The organism is Aeromonas sp. MR16 (genome assembly GCF_022549315.1).
Lineage (GTDB): Bacteria > Pseudomonadota > Gammaproteobacteria > Enterobacterales > Aeromonadaceae > Aeromonas > Aeromonas aquatica.
The window spans coordinates 273,770-293,378 of sequence record NZ_JAKZFK010000002.1 but is presented as its reverse complement, the minus strand read 5'-3'; the positions used below and the strand labels follow the sequence as shown (position 1 = coordinate 293,378).

Annotated in this window: 19 protein-coding genes and 1 pseudogene; 13 read left to right on the top strand and 7 right to left on the bottom strand. The window is 58.7% G+C overall.

What is annotated here, in order from left to right:
* Nucleotide 1 precedes the first annotated feature (1 nt).
* The gene (gene mpl / locus MM194_RS03830; protein ID WP_033128794.1) at nucleotides 2-1,369 is read right to left on the bottom strand and encodes a UDP-N-acetylmuramate:L-alanyl-gamma-D-glutamyl-meso-diaminopimelate ligase; all 1,368 of its coding nucleotides are present in this window, start codon (nucleotides 1,367-1,369) and stop codon (nucleotides 2-4) included.
* Nucleotides 1,370-1,547: 178 nt separating this feature from the next.
* On the opposite strand from mpl, the gene ppa reads away from it, so the two are divergent.
* Nucleotides 1,548-2,081 (top strand): inorganic diphosphatase, encoded by a 534-nt coding sequence (gene ppa / locus MM194_RS03825; protein WP_033128795.1) that lies wholly within the window; start codon nucleotides 1,548-1,550, stop codon nucleotides 2,079-2,081.
* A 25-nt stretch (nucleotides 2,082-2,106) separates the two neighbouring features.
* Here ppa and MM194_RS03820 read toward each other — a convergent pair whose 3' ends face one another.
* Nucleotides 2,107-2,442 (bottom strand): hypothetical protein, encoded by a 336-nt coding sequence (locus MM194_RS03820; protein ID WP_241342714.1) that lies wholly within the window; start codon nucleotides 2,440-2,442, stop codon nucleotides 2,107-2,109.
* Nucleotides 2,443-2,582: 140 nt separating this feature from the next.
* On the opposite strand from MM194_RS03820, the gene MM194_RS03815 reads away from it, so the two are divergent.
* From MM194_RS03815 to MM194_RS03775, 9 genes and pseudogenes are all read left to right on the top strand, one after another.
* Nucleotides 2,583-3,458 (top strand): hypothetical protein, encoded by an 876-nt coding sequence (locus MM194_RS03815; protein WP_241342713.1) that lies wholly within the window; start codon nucleotides 2,583-2,585, stop codon nucleotides 3,456-3,458.
* A 221-nt stretch (nucleotides 3,459-3,679) separates the two neighbouring features.
* Nucleotides 3,680-4,222, top strand: coding sequence for a YtfJ family protein (locus MM194_RS03810; RefSeq protein ID WP_033128798.1), 543 nt, complete (start codon nucleotides 3,680-3,682; stop codon nucleotides 4,220-4,222).
* 44 nt (nucleotides 4,223-4,266) lie between these two features.
* Entirely contained in the window at nucleotides 4,267-4,557 is a 291-nt protein-coding gene (locus MM194_RS03805; RefSeq protein ID WP_241342732.1) for a hypothetical protein, read from the top strand.
* Nucleotides 4,558-4,597: 40 nt separating this feature from the next.
* Nucleotides 4,598-5,209 carry a DUF2796 domain-containing protein gene (locus MM194_RS03800; protein WP_241342712.1) on the top strand — a complete coding sequence of 204 codons (612 nt, stop codon included), beginning with the start codon at nucleotides 4,598-4,600 and terminating at the stop codon, nucleotides 5,207-5,209.
* A 4-nt stretch (nucleotides 5,210-5,213) separates the two neighbouring features.
* Nucleotides 5,214-5,900 carry an ABC transporter ATP-binding protein gene (locus MM194_RS03795; RefSeq protein ID WP_241342711.1) on the top strand — a complete coding sequence of 229 codons (687 nt, stop codon included), beginning with the start codon at nucleotides 5,214-5,216 and terminating at the stop codon, nucleotides 5,898-5,900.
* A 79-nt stretch (nucleotides 5,901-5,979) separates the two neighbouring features.
* Nucleotides 5,980-7,227, top strand: coding sequence for an ABC transporter permease (locus MM194_RS03790; RefSeq protein ID WP_241342710.1), 1,248 nt, complete (start codon nucleotides 5,980-5,982; stop codon nucleotides 7,225-7,227).
* A gap of 17 nt (nucleotides 7,228-7,244) precedes the next feature.
* Nucleotides 7,245-7,721, top strand: coding sequence for a DUF3299 domain-containing protein (locus MM194_RS03785; RefSeq protein ID WP_033128957.1), 477 nt, complete (start codon nucleotides 7,245-7,247; stop codon nucleotides 7,719-7,721).
* 161 nt (nucleotides 7,722-7,882) lie between these two features.
* Entirely contained in the window at nucleotides 7,883-8,734 is an 852-nt protein-coding gene (locus MM194_RS03780) for a TIGR03899 family protein (RefSeq protein WP_241342709.1), read from the top strand.
* A gap of 250 nt (nucleotides 8,735-8,984) precedes the next feature.
* A pseudogene (locus tag MM194_RS03775) lies at nucleotides 8,985-10,613 on the top strand (PAS domain-containing methyl-accepting chemotaxis protein).
* A gap of 115 nt (nucleotides 10,614-10,728) precedes the next feature.
* Here MM194_RS03775 and MM194_RS03770 read toward each other — a convergent pair.
* Entirely contained in the window at nucleotides 10,729-10,899 is a 171-nt protein-coding gene (locus MM194_RS03770; RefSeq protein WP_241342707.1) for a hypothetical protein, read from the bottom strand.
* 313 nt (nucleotides 10,900-11,212) lie between these two features.
* On the opposite strand from MM194_RS03770, the gene MM194_RS03765 reads away from it, so the two are divergent.
* The 3 genes from MM194_RS03765 to MM194_RS03755 are packed head-to-tail and all read left to right on the top strand — an operon-like array spanning nucleotide 11,213 to nucleotide 14,476.
* Nucleotides 11,213-12,385 carry a protein phosphatase 2C domain-containing protein gene (locus tag MM194_RS03765; protein WP_241342706.1) on the top strand — a complete coding sequence of 391 codons (1,173 nt, stop codon included), beginning with the start codon at nucleotides 11,213-11,215 and terminating at the stop codon, nucleotides 12,383-12,385.
* Nucleotides 12,369-13,412, top strand: coding sequence for a serine/threonine-protein kinase (locus tag MM194_RS03760; protein WP_241342705.1), 1,044 nt, complete (start codon nucleotides 12,369-12,371; stop codon nucleotides 13,410-13,412). The genes MM194_RS03765 and MM194_RS03760 overlap by 17 nt, the downstream gene beginning before the upstream one ends.
* Nucleotides 13,409-14,476, top strand: coding sequence for a serine/threonine-protein kinase (locus MM194_RS03755; RefSeq protein WP_241342704.1), 1,068 nt, complete (start codon nucleotides 13,409-13,411; stop codon nucleotides 14,474-14,476). The genes MM194_RS03760 and MM194_RS03755 overlap by 4 nt, the downstream gene beginning before the upstream one ends.
* A 409-nt stretch (nucleotides 14,477-14,885) precedes the next feature.
* On the opposite strand, the gene cysC is transcribed toward MM194_RS03755, so the two are convergent.
* The 4 genes from cysC to cysG form a co-directional block, all read right to left on the bottom strand.
* Nucleotides 14,886-15,479 (bottom strand): adenylyl-sulfate kinase, encoded by a 594-nt coding sequence (gene cysC / locus MM194_RS03750; RefSeq protein WP_241342703.1) that lies wholly within the window; start codon nucleotides 15,477-15,479, stop codon nucleotides 14,886-14,888.
* Between the two features lie 55 nt (nucleotides 15,480-15,534).
* Nucleotides 15,535-16,977, bottom strand: a complete 1,443-nt coding sequence (gene cysN / locus MM194_RS03745; protein WP_241342701.1) for a sulfate adenylyltransferase subunit CysN — start codon at nucleotides 16,975-16,977, stop codon at nucleotides 15,535-15,537.
* 11 nt (nucleotides 16,978-16,988) lie between these two features.
* Nucleotides 16,989-17,897: a sulfate adenylyltransferase subunit CysD gene (gene cysD, locus MM194_RS03740; protein ID WP_033128808.1), complete on the bottom strand. Its 909-nt coding sequence runs from the start codon at nucleotides 17,895-17,897 to the stop codon at nucleotides 16,989-16,991.
* A 105-nt stretch (nucleotides 17,898-18,002) separates the two neighbouring features.
* Nucleotides 18,003-19,430 (bottom strand): siroheme synthase CysG, encoded by a 1,428-nt coding sequence (cysG, locus tag MM194_RS03735; protein ID WP_241342700.1) that lies wholly within the window; start codon nucleotides 19,428-19,430, stop codon nucleotides 18,003-18,005.
* Nucleotides 19,431-19,609: the final 179 nt, after the last annotated feature.

The following is a 19,609-nucleotide window of genomic DNA, read 5'->3' as shown; positions in this document are numbered from 1 at the left end:
GCTAGTTCGCGATCTTTTGCTGGAGGCGGGCAAGCAGCTTGTCGTGAATGCCGCCAAAACCGCCGTTGCTCATGATCAGAATATGATCGCCCGGACGGCTCTCGGCCACCAGCCGCTCGATCAGGGCATCCAGCTCGCCGAACACGGTCGCCGGACGGCGCATGTGGGCAGTGACCTCCCCCAGATCCCAGCCGATGTTGGACGGCTGGAAGAAGAACACCTCGTCGGCGCCGTCGAAGCAGGCGGCCAGCTCCTGCTTGTGCACCCCGAGCTTCATGGTGTTGGAGCGTGGTTCCAGCACTGCCAGGATGCGGGCCTTGCCCACCTTGGCACGCAGGCCACCCAGTGTGGTGTCGATGGCGGTCGGGTGGTGGGCGAAGTCGTCATAGACGCTGATCCCCGCCACCTCACCCTTGAGCTCCATCCGCCGTTTCGGCGACTTGAACTGGCACAGAGCTTTGATCCCGTGCTCCACCATGACACCGGCATGACGGGCGGCGGCGATGGCCATCAGGCCATTGCTGACGTTGTGTTCGCCGATGCACTCCCAGTGCACCTCGCCCTGCTTGGCGCCGTCCAGCCACACCTCGAAGGCGGAGCCGTCGTCCGCCAGCTTGACCGCCTTCCACTTGGCGTCGTCCTGACCCACCAGCTCCACCTCGCTCCAGCAGCCCATCTCGCGCACGACCCTGAGGTTGTGATCGGCTTGGGGGAACAGCACCCGGCCATTGCTCGGCACGGTGCGCATCAGGTGGTGGAACTGGCGCTGGATGGCGGCGAGATCCGGGAAGATGTCCGCGTGGTCGAATTCCAGGTTGTTCATGATCAGGGTGCGCGGATGGTAGTGCACGAATTTGGAGCGCTTGTCGAAGAAGGCGCAGTCATACTCGTCCGCCTCGATGACGAAGAAGGGGGCGTCCCCCAGGCGGGCGGAAACCGGGAAAGTGCCCGGCACGCCACCGATGAGGAAACCGGGCTCCAGCTTGGCGTACTCCAGCACCCAGGCCAGCATGCTGGCGGTGGTGGTCTTGCCATGGGTGCCCGCCACGGCCAGCACCCAGCGATCTTTCAGCACATGCTCGAGCAGCCACTGCGGGCCCGAGATATAAGGCAGGTTGCGATCCAGCACATATTCCACGCAAGGGTTGCCACGGCTCATGGCGTTGCCGACCACCACCAGATCCGGCGCCGGATCGAGCTGGGACGGGTCATAGCCTTCGGTCAACTCGATGCCCTGTTGCTCGAGCTGAGTGCTCATGGGGGGATAGACGTTGGCATCGGAGCCCGTGACTCTATAACCCAGCTGCTTGGCCAGCACGGCGACGCCGCCCATGAAGGTGCCGCAGATACCGAGGATGTGAATATGCATACCGCTTCCCGTTCCTGTAGAGAGAGCGAGCATTCTAGCAAGATGGCGCCAATTTGGCAGACCCAAGCTGACCGGCTGCAGCCAACTCTGTCGCACTGCCCTCGAAATATGGTCATTTGATGCGACATCGCTATAATATCGGCCTGCAAACTTGACTCAAACACTCAAAGGAAACGTCATGAGCCTGAACCTGGTACCGGCTGGCAAGAGCCTGCCCGACGACATCTACGTCATCATCGAGATCCCGCAGAATGCCGATCCGATCAAATACGAAGTCGACAAGGACAGCGGTGCCATCTTCGTTGACCGCTTCATGTCCACCCCCATGTTCTACCCGTGCAACTACGGCTACGTGAACGCCACCCTGTCTCTGGATGGGGATCCGGTCGACGTGCTGGTACCTACCCCTTACCCGCTGCTGGCTGGCTCCGTCATTCGCTGCCGCCCGGTCGGCGTGCTGAAGATGACCGACGAGTCTGGCGAAGATGCCAAGATCGTGGCCGTGCCGCACTCCAAGCTGACCAAGCAATACGATCACATCAAAGATGTGAACGATCTGCCCGAGCTGCTGAAAGCCCAGATCCAGCACTTCTTCGAGCGCTACAAAGAGCTGGAAGCAGGTAAGTGGGTCAAGGTTGAAGGTTGGGGCGACAAGGCTGCCGCCGAAGCCGAGATCGTCACCTCCGCCGAGCGTTACGCTGCCGCCAAGTAAGCGTATCCCTCGCAAAAAAGGCGCCTCATGGCGCCTTTTTTATGTGACTTTGCGAACGTGAGCCCGGCGGATCCCCCTGGATATAGAGGTCGCGCCCATTCTGCCGATAGGGGCGATAGTAGCTGTCACCACAGCGGTAATCCCCACCCGTGCCCCCCACCAGATCGCAGTTGACCGGCAACACCTCCAGCCACTTGACCGCCTGCTGGAAACGCAGCCACTCCTGCCATTCATGTTCCCGCGCCAGCTGATCCCGCAGGGCAAAGGTGTCGGCCGTGGACATGCCCTGATTGACGAAAACCTGACCCGCTGCCGCCGGCAACGAGAGCGATAGCAGAAAGAAGGTGGCGACAGCTTTCATGGTGGTTCCCCGTGTGACTTATTTTCAAAATTAAATTTAAAGCCTTATCAAATCATTACCAACTTATGTGCAATTGGAACAATCCAAATTCTGCCGCCTAACCTAGTTGTTTAGTATTACCCGGCGCAGGATGCAGCATCATGAAACTGGCACAAGCTCTGCTGTGGAGTCTGGCACTTAGCTCAGCCGCCGCCCACGAGGTCAACTTCAGCTGGCAATGGCAGTCTGCCGACGGCCAGCAGAAACACCTGCAGCTAAGCACGGATGAGCGCGTCATCTCCGCCAGTCGTCACGAGATGACGCTGATCGACACCTCCCTCAACTTTCCGCTGGAGACGCTCTACTCCTACATCAGCCCGCGGCTTTACAGCAGCATCAACCAGATCAATCAGAGCAGCCCCGAAACCGCCACCAAATTCCGCAACCTGGAGCAGGCGTTTACCCTGCACGACAACAGCCTGGAGTCGACCCAGTTCTGGCAGGCCTATCAGCAGTATCAGGAAGATGCCTTCTACCAGATGCGGGTGCTGCCCTGCGTTCATCCGGCCAATCGTAAACTGCCCTGTGTGAGACCCAATTATTCCCAGTTATTCTATCAATTCAAGGGGGATCTGAAGCCGCTTGCCCAGCAGTTCTCGGCCAAGGATCTGGCCACCAGCATCAACCTGCTGCAGGAGTGGTTGAACGCCATCCCCACCCCACCGGAACAGATGGACCACTTCGCCCCGCCCTTGCAGGCGCTGCAGGACAACAAGGCCGACAGCGACGAGAAGGCGCTGCTGATGGCCAGCCTGCTGGCCGAGCTGGCGCCGCAATATATGCTCAGCATCATCTACCCGAACATCAGCATCGGCAGCGTCTCCCCAGCCTGGCTCGCCATCACGGCCGACAGCGGACTGAAGGGGGATACCGTGGTGATCGACAATCAGCGCCACGTCTTGCTGACCGGCTCCCCCCTGCTGGCCCAGCAGATGACCATGGCCCAGATCCCGCTGGTCAGCGAACCGCTCTACTGACTTTGACTCCTCAAACCAGTTAATAACGGGTTGATTATTAACTGCCGCATGCCATTCTAGCCGCCCTCGCCAGCCAGCGTTCTGCGTTGACACGCAGCATCGCCTGATCATTTGCGATTTTATTTAACACTTTTTAAACACATCCGATCAGTTTAGGATGAGTACTACCCCATTCCCTCAATCATAAAATCGTTATAACATAACAAAGGAGTGTCATCAGGATGAAACATCTCGTACTTACTCTGGCGCTGCTGCCAAGCCTGGTCATGGCCCACAACATCAAGGAATCCGCCCAAGTGCCGCTGGTCAATATCAGTGACAAGGGTGAGCTGGTGCTGAAGGACAAAGAGATCAGCTACCAGCCGTGGCAGAGCCAGGTGCTGACCGGCAAGGTATTTCTGATCCAGCACATCGCGGGTCGCTCCAGTGCCAAGGAGCTCAATGCCCCCATGATCGAGGCGATCAAGGCGGCCAAACTGCCCCACGATCAGTACCAGACGGTCACCATCATCAACAGCAATGACGCCATCTGGGGAACCTCCGGCTTCGTGAAGAGCAGTGCCGAAGACACCAAGAAAGAGTTCCCCTGGTCCGCGCTGATACTGGATGCCAAGGGCATGGCCCGTAATGCCTGGGCGCTCGCGCCGGAGAGTTCGGCCATCGTACTGCTGGATAAAGAAGGCAAGGTGCTGTTCGCCAAAGATGGCCAGCTCGATGCCACCGACATCACCAAGGTGATGGGGCTCATCAAGTCCCATCTCTGAATCAGAGAGAAGGGGCGCTGATGGCGCCCTTTCCAAAAGGGTCTATGGGTCGTACCAAGCTGAAAATCTGGTTGCTGCTGCTGGGCTGGTTGTGGTTGCAACCGGCACTGGCACAGCATCCGCTGGAAGCTGATCTGCCCGATCACAGCCACCATTGCCTCATCTGCGCCCTCCACCTGGATGGCAAGTTGGCCCTGACCCCCAACTCCCTTGCCCCAGCCCACCCCTTTGTCGCCTACCAACCCCTCTCCAGCGAGATCACCCGCGTCTCGAGTCTGGATACCCCTCACTACAGCATCCGTGCCCCTCCCCTGCTTCAGCGTTTCACCATTTAAACATTTCCCTTAACGATCAATGGTTTTAAAAGGAATCACGATGAAAGCAGTCACCCTGTTGCTGGCGGCCGCCGCCTTTGGCGCACAAGCGAATCACGATGAACACGAGAGTCACGGTCACGGTGCCCACGAGCATGGTCACGGCCACCTCAATCTGGTGCTCGATGGCAACCAGCTGATGATAGAGCTGCAGGCCCCCGCCGCCGATCTGGTGGGCTTCGAACACGCCGCCAAGAACGATGCGGAGAAGGCGCAATATGCCAAGGCAATGACCCAGCTCAAGCAGCCGGATGCCCTGTTCCGCTTCGATCCCGCCGCCGGTTGCACCCTGACCCAGCAGGAGCTCAATGCCCCCAAGGACGATCATGACCATGACCATGACCATGACCATGACCATGACCATGACCATGACAAGTCTGACGGCGCCAAGGATGAACACCACCACGATGAGGCAGGTCACACCGACACCGGCCACGCCGATATGGGCGCCATGTACACCTACACCTGCGCGGCCCCGGCCAAGCTGACCGGGCTGGAGGCCACCCTCTTTACCGTCTACCCGAGCCTGGAGAAGCTGAGCGTGCAGGGCATCTTGCCCACCGGTCAGACCGCCGCCGAGCTGACCCCGTCCGCCTACAAGCTGAGCTGGTGATCCCATGACAAAAGCCGTGGTTGAGATCCGCGATCTGGCCTTCGCCTGGCCAGGTGGTGAGGCTGTACTCGATCTGCCCGCCCTGCGTATCGCGCAAGGGGAGCGGGTGTTTATCAAGGGGCCTTCGGGCTCCGGCAAGTCGACCCTGCTCGGGCTGCTTGCCGGGATCCAGACCGCCAACCACGGCACCCTGGAGGTGCTGGGCCAACCCTTGGCCCAGCTCTCCGGCCGTGCCCGTGATCACTTCCGGGCGGCCAATCTGGGTTACATCTTCCAGCAGTTCAATCTGCTGCCTTTTTTATCCGTGCTGGACAATGTCACTACGGCACTCAGCTTCTCCCGGGAGAAGCGATCCCGCCTGCGCGGTACTCCAGAACAGGAAGCCCGCCGCCTTCTCGGAGAATTGCAGCTGCCGGACGAGGCGCTGCACAGGCCGGTCCATGCCCTGAGCATCGGCCAGCAACAGCGGGTCGCCGCCGCTCGGGCGTTGATAGGTTCCCCGCCCCTGGTGATCGCCGACGAGCCCACCTCGGCGCTCGATACCGACAACAGGGCCGCCTTCATCAAGCTGTTGTTCGAGGAGTGCGACAAACAGGGCTCGACCCTCATCTTCGTCAGTCACGACCCCTATCTCGAGCCCCTCTTCCCCCGGGTGGAAAACCTGCAACAGCTCAACCGGAGGGCGGCATGATGAGATCTGCTAACCAGAACCTCTGCCCACGCGCGCCCGTACAGGCAGGCTGCCAGCCATCCAGGATGCGGAGGTCGCCATGCTGAAACTCGCCCTGCAAAGTCTCTGGGCCCGCCGCCTCACCGCCGGGCTCACCCTCTTGGCCGTGGCCATCAGCGTCACCCTGCTGCTCGGGGTGGAGCGGGTGCGCACCGAGGCGCGCGAGAGCTTCGCCAACACCGTCTCCGGCACCGATCTCATCGTCGGCGCCCGCTCCGGCCAGGTGAACCTCTTGCTCTACTCGGTGTTTCGCATCGGCAACCCCACCAACAACGTCGGCTGGGACACCTATCAGGCCATCAAGCAGCGCCCCGGCATCGCCTGGACCATTCCCCTCTCCCTCGGTGACTCCCACAAGGGCTTCCGGGTGCTCGGCACCAACGGCGACTACTTCCGCCACCTGAAATATGGCCAGCAGCAGTCCCTGCAAATGCGGGAAGGCCGCCCATTCGAGACGCCGTTCGAGGCGGTGCTCGGCGCCCAGGTGGCCGAGAAGCTCGGCTACAAGCTGGATCAGTCCATCGTCATCGCCCACGGCGCCGGCAACACCTCCTTCAGCCAGCACGATAACCTGCCGTTCAAGGTGGTGGGGATACTGGCGCCGACCGGCACGCCGGTCGATCGCACCGTGCACGTGCCGCTGGCCGGTATCGAGGCCATCCACCTCGGCTGGGACACCGGTCGCCACAGCAAGAACGTCACCGCCAAGCAGGCGCTGGCCCAGGATCTCACCCCCAAGACCATCACCGCCTTTATGGTGGGCCTGAGCAACCGGATCCTGGCGTTCCAGCTGCAGCGCGGCATCAACACCTACACGGGTGAACCCCTGATGGCCATCTTGCCGGGAGCCGCCCTGCAGGAGCTGTGGGGCATGATGAGCGTGATGGAGACGGCGCTCACCGTCATCGCCGGCTTCGTGGTGGTGGCCGGCCTCATCGGCATGCTGACCACCCTGCTGGCGGGGCTCAACGAACGGCGCCGTGAGCTCGCCATCTTGCGCTCCCTCGGCGCCGGTCCGTCCCACCTGTTCCTGCTGCTGGCGCTGGAGGCCATGGCCCTCACCACCCTCGGCATCGCCCTCGGGGTCGGGGTGCTCTACCTCGGACAACTGCTTGCCACCCCCTGGCTGCTCAGCCACTATGGCCTGCAACTTGGCCTCGGCCTGCCAAGCGCCTACGAATGGCAACTGCTGGGACTGGTGTGGCTGGCGGGCATGGTGATCGGGCTGCTGCCCGCCGCCCGCGCGTACCGCTACAGCCTGAGCGATGGCATGAGTATCCGGATATGACGATGACCAAAGGAAAGATGACGATGTGGAGAATGCTGGCGCTGCTGCTGGGTGTGTTGGCATTGCCTGCCCATGCCGTGGATTACAAGACAATCGACTGGGATGTGCTCATTCCAGAGGGTGAAAAGCTGCTGCCGCCGCCCCAGGTCAGCCACGACGGCAACCTGGCCTCGGTGCCGCAGCCGGTCGGCGGGGTGAACAAGAAGCTGGACAACCAGGACTTGCGCATCCCGGGCTTCGTGGTGCCGCTGGAGGGAGACGCCAAGAAGATCACCGCCTTCCTGCTGGTGCCCTACTTCGGCGCCTGCATCCACGTGCCGCCGCCCCCCACCAACCAGGTGATCTACGTGAGCTACCCCAAAGGCGCACCGGTGGACGATCTGTGGGACGCCATCTGGGTGAAGGGCAAGATGCGCACCATCAGCTCCAGCCACGAGATGGCCACCGCCTCCTACTCCATGGAGGCGACCGAGGTCAGCGTCTACGAGGAGTAAACCCTGATCTCATTGATTGCCAAAATGGCCTCCCTTGGGAGGCCATTTTGTTATCGGGCCTGCACATCGGGGGCCCAGCCCCGCCTGAGGGATTGCTCGTTTGGCTGCTTGGGGTAACATTGAATACCAGCCTGATCCACCCCTGCCATCACGGAGCCAGCATGGCCGATCTCCCGCCCCCCAAGAAAGAGAGTTCCATTCTGAGCAGTCAGGAGCAGACCCTACGCCTGGCCCGCAGCCGCAACATCGATGGCATGCTGACCCGCAACAGCGACAGCACCTTCGAGCAGCGCGCCACCTTCCGCCAGCTGGCGGATCAGGCCGCCCGTCAGCGCAATCTGGAATCCATCATGGTGATGGCGGCGCGCCACTGCGAGGAGACGGCCGCCGGTGGCGAGATGGACAGCGACTGGCTGACCCGCTTCCTGCAGCTGGCCGAGGAGATCAGCATGGTGCCCATGCAGCAGCTGTGGGGGCGGATCTTCGCGCTCGAAGTGGCGACCCCCGGTCGCTTCTCCATCCGGGCCCTCAGCACCCTCAAGGAGATGACCCAGCGCGAGGCTCAGCTGTTCCAGCGCATCTGTGCCCTCTGCTGCCACTACGAGGGCAGCGACGAGCAGCGCCTGCTGCTCGGCATGCACAAGGGCGCCAGCCTGCTCAGCCGTGCCAGGGTCACCCGCATGGGGCTCGGCAAATACCGGGTGCCCTACAGCGCCCTGCTGCTGCTGTTCGATCTGGGGCTGCTGCACCGGGGGGAGCTCGAATCCGGGCCGCTGCCGGCGGACGGGGTCGAGCTCGCGTTTGGCAACCAGCATTGGCGACTGCGCCAGCGTCAGAGCGGCCTGACCCTGCTCTACTACCGCCTCACCCCGGTGGGTAACGAGCTCGCCCTGCTGCTGGATGAACCGCCCCTGGAGGAGTACCTGCAGGACTTGAAGACCCTGCTGGCGACCAACCTGCAGATCGAAACCCTGACAACGCCCCCCGCCAGCGCGCCGGAGATCCCCGCCTGAACCAGTCGGGAGCCCGCCTGGGCTCCCGCTTCACGGCTTGCCAAATTGCGAAACCGGGGGTTTCATTCCCAAAACGGCTCCCAAAAAGCGAATCGATTCAGCAGCCCATCGCCCCCCTGCCCGCTCGCTCCCCTCCACCGACAAATTTTCTTCGAATAACCCCGTCCAGCCCATTATTTGAGCTTTTCCCGCCACTCTGGTGCACGGCTTGCAGACGGGACTCATAGCCCCAATCCCAGTCGGAATCCCTATGAGAGTCAATCAACCCGTAACCCAGCGTGAGCGCCTCTTTCCGGAGCATCAGAGCCTGATCTCGACCACGGATCTGGAGAGTCGCATCACCTATGCCAACGAGGAATTCTGCCAGATCGCCGGCTTCGCGCTGGAGGAGCTGCAGGGCGCCCCGCACAACCTGGTGCGCCACCCCGACATGCCGAGCCAGGCCTTCGCCGACATGTGGGCACACCTGCGCCAGAACAAGAGCTGGATGGGACCGGTCAAGAACCGCTGCAAGAATGGCGATCACTACTGGGTCAACGCCTTCGTCACCCCCATTCAGGATGCCAACGGCAAGGTGGTGGAGTATCAATCCGTGCGCACCGCGCCGGATGGGGAGCTGAAACAGCGGGCGGAGCGGGTCTATGCCCGGCTCAGGGAAGACAAGCAGCCCCTGGCCCTGCGTCTGCCGACCTTCTCCCACACCCTCGTCCTCAACCTCTGCCTGCTGCTTGCCCTGGTAGCCATGGTCACACTGGGCTATCGCCACGAGTCGGGTTGGCTGCTGGCCGCAGCCGTCCTGCCGCTGGCGGGCGCTGCCCTTGTCGTCAACGCCCTCTCCCGGCGCCTCGGCAAACTCGGCAAGCTGGCCCGCAACCGCTTCGACAACCCGCTGATGCAGTTGCTTTACACGGGCCGGGTCGACAACCTGGCCGCCGTCGAGCTCGCCATGCGGATGAATCAGGCCGAGTTCAACGCCGTGCTGGCCCGCACCCAGCAAACCTGCCAGCAGATATTGCGGGCGGCGCAGACGGACCTGCACAACGCCGAGGCCATCACCGACAACCTGCAGCAGCAACAGGCGCAGACCAACCAGGTCGCCACCGCCATCACCGAAATGGCGGAATCCATCCGCGAGGTCTCTCACAGCTCGACCGCCTCCTCCGACCGGTTGGACGAGACCGCCGATCTGTTCAAGGAGGGCAACCGCAGCGTGCTGGAAACCATGACCGCGGTGGAAGGGATGCACAGCGAGCTGGTCACCTCCAAGGGGGTGATCAACACGCTCGCCAGCCAGTGCCGGGCCATCGACGGCATCCTGGATGTGATCAACAACATCGCCAACCAGACCAACCTGCTGGCCCTCAACGCCGCCATCGAGGCCGCCCGGGCCGGTGAGGCGGGCCGTGGCTTCTCGGTGGTGGCGGACGAGATCCGTTCGCTCGCCATCAAGACCCAGTCCTCCACCGGCGAGATCCAGAAGATGATTAGCCTCTTGCAGGGCAGTGCCGGGGATGCGGAGCAGGCCATGGAGAAGGGGGAGCAGCTCTCCGCCAGTTGCCGGCTCAAAGCCTCCGCCACCGGCGACGTGCTACAGTAGATAAGCGATCGCTTGTTGCAAGTGGCCGCCGGCAGCAGCCAGATTGCCCAGGCGGTGCAGGAACAATCCCAGGTCACCATGGACATCAACCGCAATGTGCTCAACATCAAGAGCCTCGCGGATGACTCCAGTCTGGGCAGCCAGCACGCGGTGCAGGGCGTCATAGCACTGGTGCGGCAATTAAACGAACTGGAGCGGCTGGTGCGCCAATTCCAGCAACGTCCCTCCCCCCACGCAGCCAGTGAACCGCAGCCCAGTGGTCGAGCCCTGCTCGCCCGCTGAGCCTTAATGGAGGAAGCCAACCACACCCTATAAAGACCGTGCGCTAATACAAAAAAGCATGGGCCCGTCTCTCACGAGACGGGCCCATCGACGTTATGAGGCTGAGGCAGTATCCCTAGATCAGATGCCGACCACACAGGACGGCCAATCGCTCATTCACCATCACCGCCACCGGCTTGCCCTTGCTGCTTTCTAAATGGCAGCTGCGCGACACCGCACTCAACAGGGTGACGGCCCCGATTTCATTACCCTGCTCTGATGCGTTGCCGATGCTGAGACGTCCCATCATCACCCCCATGTTTATCAATTTATTGATCTTGCTCAGAAAACTAGCATATCCCGCTTTCCTCCCTAGCACAGCTCGATATCATATCCATTTGGGAAATCTCTCGGCGCAGTCTGCCATGACCCAGACCAGAGCAAAACCTCAGGTATAAAGCAGCAAACTGGAGGCTCTCATTCGGGGGTGAAATAGCATGGACAGGCATAATTGATGACGATGGATGTCAATGCTAACTCTTTGAGGTGTTCACGATGAATTTATGAATACCTATGTTATTGTATTTTTAAGTTATATCTGTGGGCTATAGGACAAGATAATGTTTCAAGAGCTATTGCAGAAACATCTTGCTAGAGGTGTTCTCAGCAGAGGGCTGCTCTCAATCGACGGTGGAGCAATTGCCATTGCTTCAGATCTCGGCGTGAAAAGAACCGAGAACCAAGACAGAGCTGCGGTTATGAAGTTTCGCTCTCCAACTGCTCTCTATACCCTTGCCGCCGTTGTAGATGGTATGGGTGGCATGAGAGATGGAGAACAAGCCGCTGAGTTAGCCATTTCGACATTCTTCAACTCGGTGTTGGGGTCGATCCATCTAGGTTCAGAGCACGCAATCACTCAAGCAACTCTGGCTGCAAACAATGCTGTGTTCGCATTTGCTAATGGTAAAGGTGGTAGCACGTTATCCGCTCTATTGCTTTGTAGCGATGATGTGAATGTGACAGTAAACGTTGGTGACAGTCGTATTTATGCCAAAGATTCTGTACTCAATCGGCTTATTCGTCTGAGCGTTGATGATTCACTTGCTGAAGCAGTTGGCGGTAGCGGAACAGAGCTACTTCAATTCATCGGTATGGGTGAAGGAATTAAACCTCACGTTGCTCCATTGAAGTCAGAGGTTAGCCAAATTTATCTGACCACTGATGGCGTGCATTACATCGAACCCAAAACCCTATCAGACATTGTTGAGAATGCGGACAGAGTCAATCAGATCGTAGAGCGTTTAATCGCAACAGCTCGCTGGTGTGGTGGCCCTGATAATGCTTCCATCTGTGCAGTTGACCTAGAACTGCTGACTTTTGAAGAACATGTTGATGACACGACAGTAATTAAAGTTTCTGATCCATATACTTCAATGCAATTCATCTGGGGATACTCTCCTGTTGATAAACAAATTCCTTACCAGATGAGTGATCAGCACGTTACCAATACACACAAGACCGCCAACATTAGTGAAGCGGATGAATCTGCTAACGCTGTTTCCGCTGATGTTAAAGGGAACGAAAGACTAGACGAAGAGCAACAATTCGATAACAAAGAACAACTGGAATCCGCATCAAAAGCAGAAAATAAAGAAAACCAAAGAAGAAAACGTCGCACATCGAAAAACAAAATAAATAAAAAGATCCCCGACGATGAAGTACAAATAAAAATGACGATTTTTGATGACGTCGATAATGGCAATGGCGAGGTTAGTGATGACTCTTCCAACTAGATATGAACTCAGTGGCACTAATAACTCTGGTGGTATGGGAGACATCTTGTACTGCAAAGATAAACATTTGCAACGAGATGTTGTCATCAAGTTGTTGAAAGGCGATTCCGAACAGCGACGTCTGTTTGATGAGCAATGCTCATTGATTCAGCTCCGCTCCAAGCACGTTGTTCAGTTATACGATGTAGTAAATGTTGGTGAACAAGTAGGTCTCGTGCTTGAATTCATTCAAGGTGAAGACCTTTCTCATGGTGCTTACCAATCAGATATGGTTGGATTGGTAGAAACCCTATGGCAAGTTGCTTGTGGGCTATCTGATATTCATGCAGCTGGCATTATCCATAGGGACATCAAGCCAAATAACATTCGCCGTGACTGTTCTGATGTAATCAAAGTATTTGACTTTGGCCTTGCTAGAAAACTAGATGCAGCAAAGACAAATAGTGTAATTGGTACCGTTGGCTTCATGGCTCCCGAACTGTGGAGGAAAGGTAAAGTCGAATTCACTACAGCAGTGGATGTCTATGCTTTTGGTATCACCGCAATGGCTCTGGCTAATGCAAGTGTTCCAAAAGAACTGCTTCAGTACCCACCTCTTCCTGTACCACACAAAAACTGGGGGCAAGGGTGCCTACCGAATCTAGATGCTGACATTGTAGACATTCTAGAACAATGCTTAGCGTATTCACCAACTGACAGGCCAAGCATTGCTGACGTTGAGAAGGTGTTGAGAAGGCATCTTCTAAAGGATAAGCACAAAGGTCTCATGGTGATGGACGATCAGGTCAAGGAACTCAATAGCCAAAACCGTAGAGCTAAGATTATATCTAGTGTTGGAGCTGAAATTACTATCGAATACGATGGCTACGACTTCAAAGTAGCTGCGTATGTAGGCAGCACTACGGTCAACAACGACCCAGTGAGCGTTGGATATGTAATGCCAGGTGCATCAGTGATCACTCTAGGCTCTGGTTCAAACAGAGGTTTTGTAACCTTCGACATTTCTAATCCAGAGGTGGTTTCATGATTGTTCCGAATACTCTTTTTGGTGGGCGCTACGAAGTGCTTGAACATGTCGGTGCTGGTGGCATGCAAGATGTGTATCGTGCTAAAGATAATTTTCTCGGTGGTGAAGTTGCCTTGAAAACGCCTCAACCGGGACAAAAGACTCGCCGCTTCCAAGCAAGTGCTGTAATTGCAGGTAAAGTTAACCATCATAACGTCGCTAAGACTCTCGACTATTTTGAAGAAAATGGCAAAGTTTATCTAATCGAAGAATTTGTAAATGGACAGACACTCGAAGATAAAATTCAGCATCGTGATTTCCTTGATCCTCACCTCGCAGCAAGAACCTTGCACTTGTTAGCAAAGGGGATTCGAGCTTCACACCTACAAGGTGTCATTCATCGGGATTTGAAGCCTAGCAATATCATGATTGACTCCAGTGCTGGCATTGAGGAGTTAAAGATCACTGACTTTGGTATCGCTACGTTTACTGAAGAGGTATTTAACGAGGAGGCACAGTCAGGAGATATTACTCGCTCGACATCAGGAACAGTAAAAGGCGCACTACCATTTATGGCCCCCGAAATGATGTTCCGCAAGAAGGGTGATCAACTTACATGTGCAATAGATATCTGGTCTATTGGTGCAATGATGTTCAAGCTGATGGCTGGTGAGTATCCCTTTGGTGTGTTCCTTGATGCTGCGGTGAACGTTAAAAACCAAGAGCGACTCGATTGGCCTGCATTCATGACCGATAATCCTCAGTTTGCTCCTTTATGTCGCGAGCTTCAAAGTATCGTCGATAGTTGTCTAGAGTACGACCCAGCTAAACGCCCCACTGCTGATGGCTTGGTTAAAATGTGCCAAAACTTATGCTATCAGACATCTAGCCGCCATAAAGCGACTGTATATCGACTAATCCAGAACGGTTACAGTGGATTTGCTAAAGGTCGGGATCACGATGTGTTCTTCAGTGTTCATAGTCTTTATGGTGCGAAAAGCGTTCAGAATGGTAGCCTGATTTCATATTCAAAATTCCCAGGACAACCTAATGATCGTGCGCATCCTGTAATTATCGAAAAGTAGAGACGTAAGAACACGGCCAAGCATCATCGATGCTGACCGCTAAATTTAGGACACCCACAGTTCTCTGCGGCCTGAAGAACAGCAATACTCCCCTCAAAGATCGGACGGGCATGATATTGGCTCCTCATCCAATCCGCCGAGGGGAAGACACAAAACCAGAGGCATTATCAGGGATGATGGCGCGGCCGCAGCGGTCGGGTTGGCGGGGGTGACAACTCGATTGATGACTTTTCTTTGGCAATGCAAAGAAAAATCACTCGCCACAGCCCGTAGGGCGAAAACCTTTCGAGGGCTATGCCATCGCATCCCATGTGGCGTAGCCACATCAATCCCCCCACACCCTCGGTAGAGGAAATGAAAAGGGGGCAACCGCCCCCTCACACTTGATGCTCGACAGGCCATATCGATGTCAGTCGATATGCCCCCTTTGGCGTAGGACGGTAAGCAGCTCATCCACCAACGCATCCACCGGCTTGCCGGCGTTAAGCAGATGGATTTCAGGAGACTCCGGTGCCTCATAGGCGGAGTCGATACCGGTGAAGTTACGGATCTCCCCGGCTCGCGCCTTCTTGTAGAGCCCCTTGGGATCGCGCTCTTCGCAGACGGACAGCGGTGCATCCACAAATACCTCGATAAACTCGTCCGCTCCCAAGAGACTTCTCACCAGATCCCGCTCGGCACGAAACGGTGAGATAAAGGCGGTCAGGACGATAAGGCCTGCATCCACCATTAATTTCGCTACTTCGCCAACTCGGCGGATATTCTCCTGCCTGGCCGCATCGTCGAAGCCGAGATCACCACAGAGGCCGTGGCGCACGTTATCTCCATCCAGCAGATAGGTGTGCTTGCCCTCGGCCGCCAGCGCCTGCTCCAGCGCCCCTGCCAGGGTGGACTTGCCCGCCCCGGACAAGCCGGTAAACCAGAGCACCAGCGGTTTCTGCGCCTTCAACTGCGATCGGCTCTGCTTGCTGACGGCATGCTGATGCCACACGACGTTATTCATCCAGATTCCTTCTCTACGGCTTTTGCCCTCTCCCAGAGGGAGAGGGCACCAGGCTCTATTGCTTGCCGCTGTCGTTGCCGACTGCCAGCGCCTGCCAGTGGGGGAAGTGCTTGCGCACCAGGGCGTTGAGCTCGATTTCAAACTCGCTGTACTGCTCCGCTTTGCCACCAAGAGTCACCACTTTCGCGGCCAGCCCTTCCACTATCATTCCGGCGCCGACGGTGACGTTGGTCAGCCGGTCAATGAGGATGAAGCTGCCGGTGTCGCGGATATCCGTATAGGGATCGTACGCCACCGGGTCGGTGAGGCTCAGCTCGCACAGGCCGATCTCGTTGAGTTTCAGCTCGCTCGCCGCCAGCTCGCCCAACTTATTGATCTCGATGCGATGGCGGATGGCCTCCACCTGACCGCGGCTCTTCTTGGTGGCCAGCTTGACGTCATAGACCCGGCCCGGTTGCAGGGACTCCTCCCCCATCCAGACGATGTGGGCCAGCAGGTTCTGGGTCACCTGGGGTTGGCGTGCGGCATCCACCAGCAGATCGCCACGACTGATGTCGATCTCATCGGCGAAGGTGACTGTGATGGCCTGACCCGGCAGGGCATATTCCAGATCCCCGTCGAAGGTGACGATGCGCGTCACCTTGCTCTCTTTACCGGACGGCAGCACCGCCAGCCGGTCACCGACGCGCAAAATACCCGCCGCGAGCGTCCCCGCGAAGCCGCGAAAATCCAGGTTCGGACGGCTGACGTACTGCACCGGCAGGCGCACCGGATGGCGTTCCAGCTCGCGCTCCACCTCCGCAGTTTCCAGCAGGGAGAGCAGGGTCTCCCCCTGATACCAGGCCAGCTTGTCGCTTTGGTTGACCACGTTGTCCCCGTCCAGCGCCGAGACCGGCACTATGTGGATGGTGTCGACGCTGAGCTTCTTGGCGAACTCGCGGTACTCGGCGCTGATGCGCTCGAACACCGGCTGGCTGAACTCCACCAGATCCATCTTGTTGACCGCCACCACGAACTGCTTGATGCCGAGCAAGCTGGCGATAAAGCTGTGGCGACGAGTCTGATCCAGCACCCCCTTGCGGGCGTCGATCAGGATGATGGCGAGATCGCAGGTGGAGGCGCCGGTGGCCATGTTGCGGGTGTACTGCTCGTGGCCCGGGGTGTCCGAGATGATAAATTTGCGCTTGGCGGTAGAGAAATAGCGGTAGGCCACGTCAATGGTGATGCCCTGCTCGCGTTCGGCCTGCAGGCCGTCCACCAGCAGTGCCAGGTCCAGCTTCTCGCCGGTGGTGCCGAGCTTCTGGCTGTCGGACTCCAGCGCCTTCAACTGATCTTCATAGATCTGCTGGGAGTCGTGCAGCAGGCGGCCGATCAGGGTGCTCTTGCCGTCGTCCACGCTGCCGCAGGTGAGAAAGCGCAGCAGGCTCTTGTGTTGCTGGGCGTGCAGGTAGGCTTCGATGCCCTGCTCTGTGATGGCGGTCTGAATGTGGTTGTTCATGTGTCGATTCCTTAGAAATATCCCTGACGCTTCTTCTGCTCCATGGAGCCCGCCTGATCGTGGTCGATGAGCCGTCCCTGCCGCTCGCTCGAGGTGGTCAGCAGCATCTCCTCGATGATCTCCGGCAAGGTGGTGGCATCGGATTCGATGGCCCCGGTCAGCGGGTAGCAGCCGAGGGTGCGGAAACGCACCAGCTCCTGCTTCACCTCGTCTTCCGGGCCTATGGGCATGCGCTCGTCATCCACCATGATCTTGATGCCGCTGCGCTCCACCACGGGGCGCACGGCGGCGAAGTAGAGCGGCACTATGTCGATGTTTTCCAGGTAGATGTATTGCCAGATATCGAGCTCGGTCCAGTTGGAGAGCGGGAACACCCGGATGCTCTCCCCCTTGTTGACCTGGCTGTTGTAGACGCGCCACAGCTCGGGCCGCTGGTTCTTGGGATCCCAGCGGTGGGACTTGTCACGGAAGGAGTAGACCCGCTCCTTGGCCCGGGACTTCTCCTCGTCCCGGCGCGCGCCACCGAAGGCGGCATCGAAGCCGTACTTGTTGAGCGCCTGCTTGAGCCCCTCGGTCTTCATGATGTCTGTGTGCTTGCCACTGCCGTGCACGAAGGGGTTGATGTCCATGGCCAGACCGTCCGGGTTCTTGTGGACGATGAGATCCAGCCCGTACTTGGCGGCGGTCTCGTCCCGGAACTTGATCATCTCCTTGAACTTCCAGTTGGTGTCCACGTGCAGCAGCGGGAAAGGGATCTTGCCCGGGTAGAAGGCCTTGCGGGCCAGGTGCAGCATGACGGAGGAGTCCTTGCCGATGGAGTACATCATCACCGGGTTCTCAAATTCGGCAGCCACCTCGCGGATGATGTGGATGCTCTCGGCTTCCAGTTGTTGCAGGTGGGTTAGTCTTTCACGATCCATGTCTGGGTCCTCGGTCATTACCAGCACGCCTTGGCGTGCCGTGGGTTCAGTGCGGCGCCGCGTTGGCGGCGCCAAAAAATCGATTCGTCTTTGGCGGGAGATGGCTCAGGCCAGGCTGACCAGCTTCAGATCCGTGCTGCCCGCATCGGCAGCCTGCTCTCGCCCTTGCTCGCCAAACCAGGCAAGTTGCTGGCGCAGGGCCACCACCTCGCCGATGACGATAAGCGAGGGGCTCGCCGCCTGTTGGGCCAGGCTTGCCAGCTCGGCGAGCGTGCCGGTCAGCACGCGCTGACTGGCCTGGGTGCCCCGCTCTATGATGGCGATGGGGGTAGCGGCACTACGACCATGGCTCACCAGCTGCTGCTGGATGTGTTCGGAGCGCATCAGCCCCATGTAGACAACTAAGGTCTGGTTGGTGACGGCGAGCTGCTGCCAGTCCGGCTCCTTGCCATCCCCCTGGCAGTGGCCGGTGATAAAGACGGCGCTCTGGGCATGATCACGGTGGGTGAGCGGAATGCCCGCATAGGCGGTGGCGCCGGCGGCGGCCGTGATGCCGGGCACCACGGAGAAGGGAATGCCCTCGGCGGCCAGCACTTCCAGCTCCTCGCCACCACGGCCGAACATGAAGGGATCGCCCCCCTTGAGACGCACCACCCGGTTGCCCGCCCTGGCATATTCCACCAGCAGGCGGTTGGTCTCCTCCTGGGGCACGCTGTGGGCGCCGGCCTTCTTGCCGACCGACACCAGGGTGGCATCACGGCGCACCAGATCCAGGATCTCGGGGGAGACCAGCTGATCGTAAAGCACCACTTCCGCCTGCTGGATCTGTTGCAGCGCCTTGAGGGTCAGCAGGCCCGGATCGCCGGGACCGGCTCCCACCAGCACCACCTCGCCCACTTCGGTCCGGGCCTTGTCCAGCCCCTCGTTGAGCCAGCGCTCGGCTCCTTGCCAATCCTGCTGCTCGATCAGGCTGCCGAGGCTGTTGGAGGCGAAGGCCCGCTCCCAGAAGCGGCGACGATCGGACAGAGACACCAGCACCTGCTTGGCCTTGCCGCGCACCCGACCGGACAGCTCCGCCAGCCCGCCGAGATGGCGGGGCAGAAGGCTTTCCAGCCGCTCGCGCAACAGGCGCACCAGCACCGGCGCCTTGCCACCGCTGGAGACGGCGACCATGATGGGACTGCGATCGATGATCGAAGGGAAGATAAAACTGGAGCGCTGTGGATCGTCCACCACATTGACGAACAGGCCGAGCGCATCGGCACTCTGGTAGACCAAAGCATTGACTTCCAGGCTGTCGGTGGCGGCCACCACCAGCTGTTGGCCGGCCAGGTGATCCGGGGTGAAGCGCTCCGCCAGATGGGTGAAACGGTCGCCGAATTCATGAAACGCCGGATCGAGCTCGGGAGAGACCAGGGTCAGCCTGGCACCCGCCGCCAGCAGCAGGCGCGCCTTGCGCAGGGCAATCTCGCCGCCCCCCACCAGCAATACCGGGCGCCCTTCCAACTTGGCAAACATAGGTAAATAATCCATCAGGGCCCGCTCCTCGGCATACGACGACATCTGGGGCGACTATAGGCAGGCTGCTTATTCCTTCAAAATAATAAAAAATGCTCTTTAATGCGTTTTGGTAATTAGTAAAGCCCCAAGCTGGCAAAGGCGAGTGAATGTCCTTGTGGTGCCGGGCACCAGACTCTAGGCTAATGAAAGTG

Bases quoted from the DNA above. Each gene is read 5' to 3' on its own strand.
- cysG (WP_241342700.1), bottom strand. From the start codon at position 19,430: ATGGATTATTTACCTATGTTTGCCAAGTTGGAAGGGCGCCCGGTATTG.
- MM194_RS03785 (WP_033128957.1), top strand. From the start codon at position 7,245: ATGACGATGTGGAGAATGCTGGCGCTGCTGCTGGGTGTGTTGGCATTG.
- cysN (WP_241342701.1), bottom strand. From the start codon at position 16,977: ATGAACAACCACATTCAGACCGCCATCACAGAGCAGGGCATCGAAGCC.
- cysC (WP_241342703.1), bottom strand. From the start codon at position 15,479: ATGAATAACGTCGTGTGGCATCAGCATGCCGTCAGCAAGCAGAGCCGA.
- mpl (WP_033128794.1), bottom strand. From the start codon at position 1,369: ATGCATATTCACATCCTCGGTATCTGCGGCACCTTCATGGGCGGCGTC.
- MM194_RS03805 (WP_241342732.1), top strand. From the start codon at position 4,267: ATGGGTCGTACCAAGCTGAAAATCTGGTTGCTGCTGCTGGGCTGGTTG.
- MM194_RS03780 (WP_241342709.1), top strand. From the start codon at position 7,883: ATGGCCGATCTCCCGCCCCCCAAGAAAGAGAGTTCCATTCTGAGCAGT.
- MM194_RS03790 (WP_241342710.1), top strand. From the start codon at position 5,980: ATGCTGAAACTCGCCCTGCAAAGTCTCTGGGCCCGCCGCCTCACCGCC.
- MM194_RS03760 (WP_241342705.1), top strand. From the start codon at position 12,369: ATGACTCTTCCAACTAGATATGAACTCAGTGGCACTAATAACTCTGGT.
- MM194_RS03820 (WP_241342714.1), bottom strand. From the start codon at position 2,442: ATGAAAGCTGTCGCCACCTTCTTTCTGCTATCGCTCTCGTTGCCGGCG.
- ppa (WP_033128795.1), top strand. From the start codon at position 1,548: ATGAGCCTGAACCTGGTACCGGCTGGCAAGAGCCTGCCCGACGACATC.
- MM194_RS03815 (WP_241342713.1), top strand. From the start codon at position 2,583: ATGAAACTGGCACAAGCTCTGCTGTGGAGTCTGGCACTTAGCTCAGCC.
- cysD (WP_033128808.1), bottom strand. From the start codon at position 17,897: ATGGATCGTGAAAGACTAACCCACCTGCAACAACTGGAAGCCGAGAGC.
- MM194_RS03765 (WP_241342706.1), top strand. From the start codon at position 11,213: ATGTTTCAAGAGCTATTGCAGAAACATCTTGCTAGAGGTGTTCTCAGC.
- MM194_RS03800 (WP_241342712.1), top strand. From the start codon at position 4,598: ATGAAAGCAGTCACCCTGTTGCTGGCGGCCGCCGCCTTTGGCGCACAA.
- MM194_RS03770 (WP_241342707.1), bottom strand. From the start codon at position 10,899: ATGGGACGTCTCAGCATCGGCAACGCATCAGAGCAGGGTAATGAAATC.
- MM194_RS03795 (WP_241342711.1), top strand. From the start codon at position 5,214: ATGACAAAAGCCGTGGTTGAGATCCGCGATCTGGCCTTCGCCTGGCCA.
- MM194_RS03755 (WP_241342704.1), top strand. From the start codon at position 13,409: ATGATTGTTCCGAATACTCTTTTTGGTGGGCGCTACGAAGTGCTTGAA.
- MM194_RS03810 (WP_033128798.1), top strand. From the start codon at position 3,680: ATGAAACATCTCGTACTTACTCTGGCGCTGCTGCCAAGCCTGGTCATG.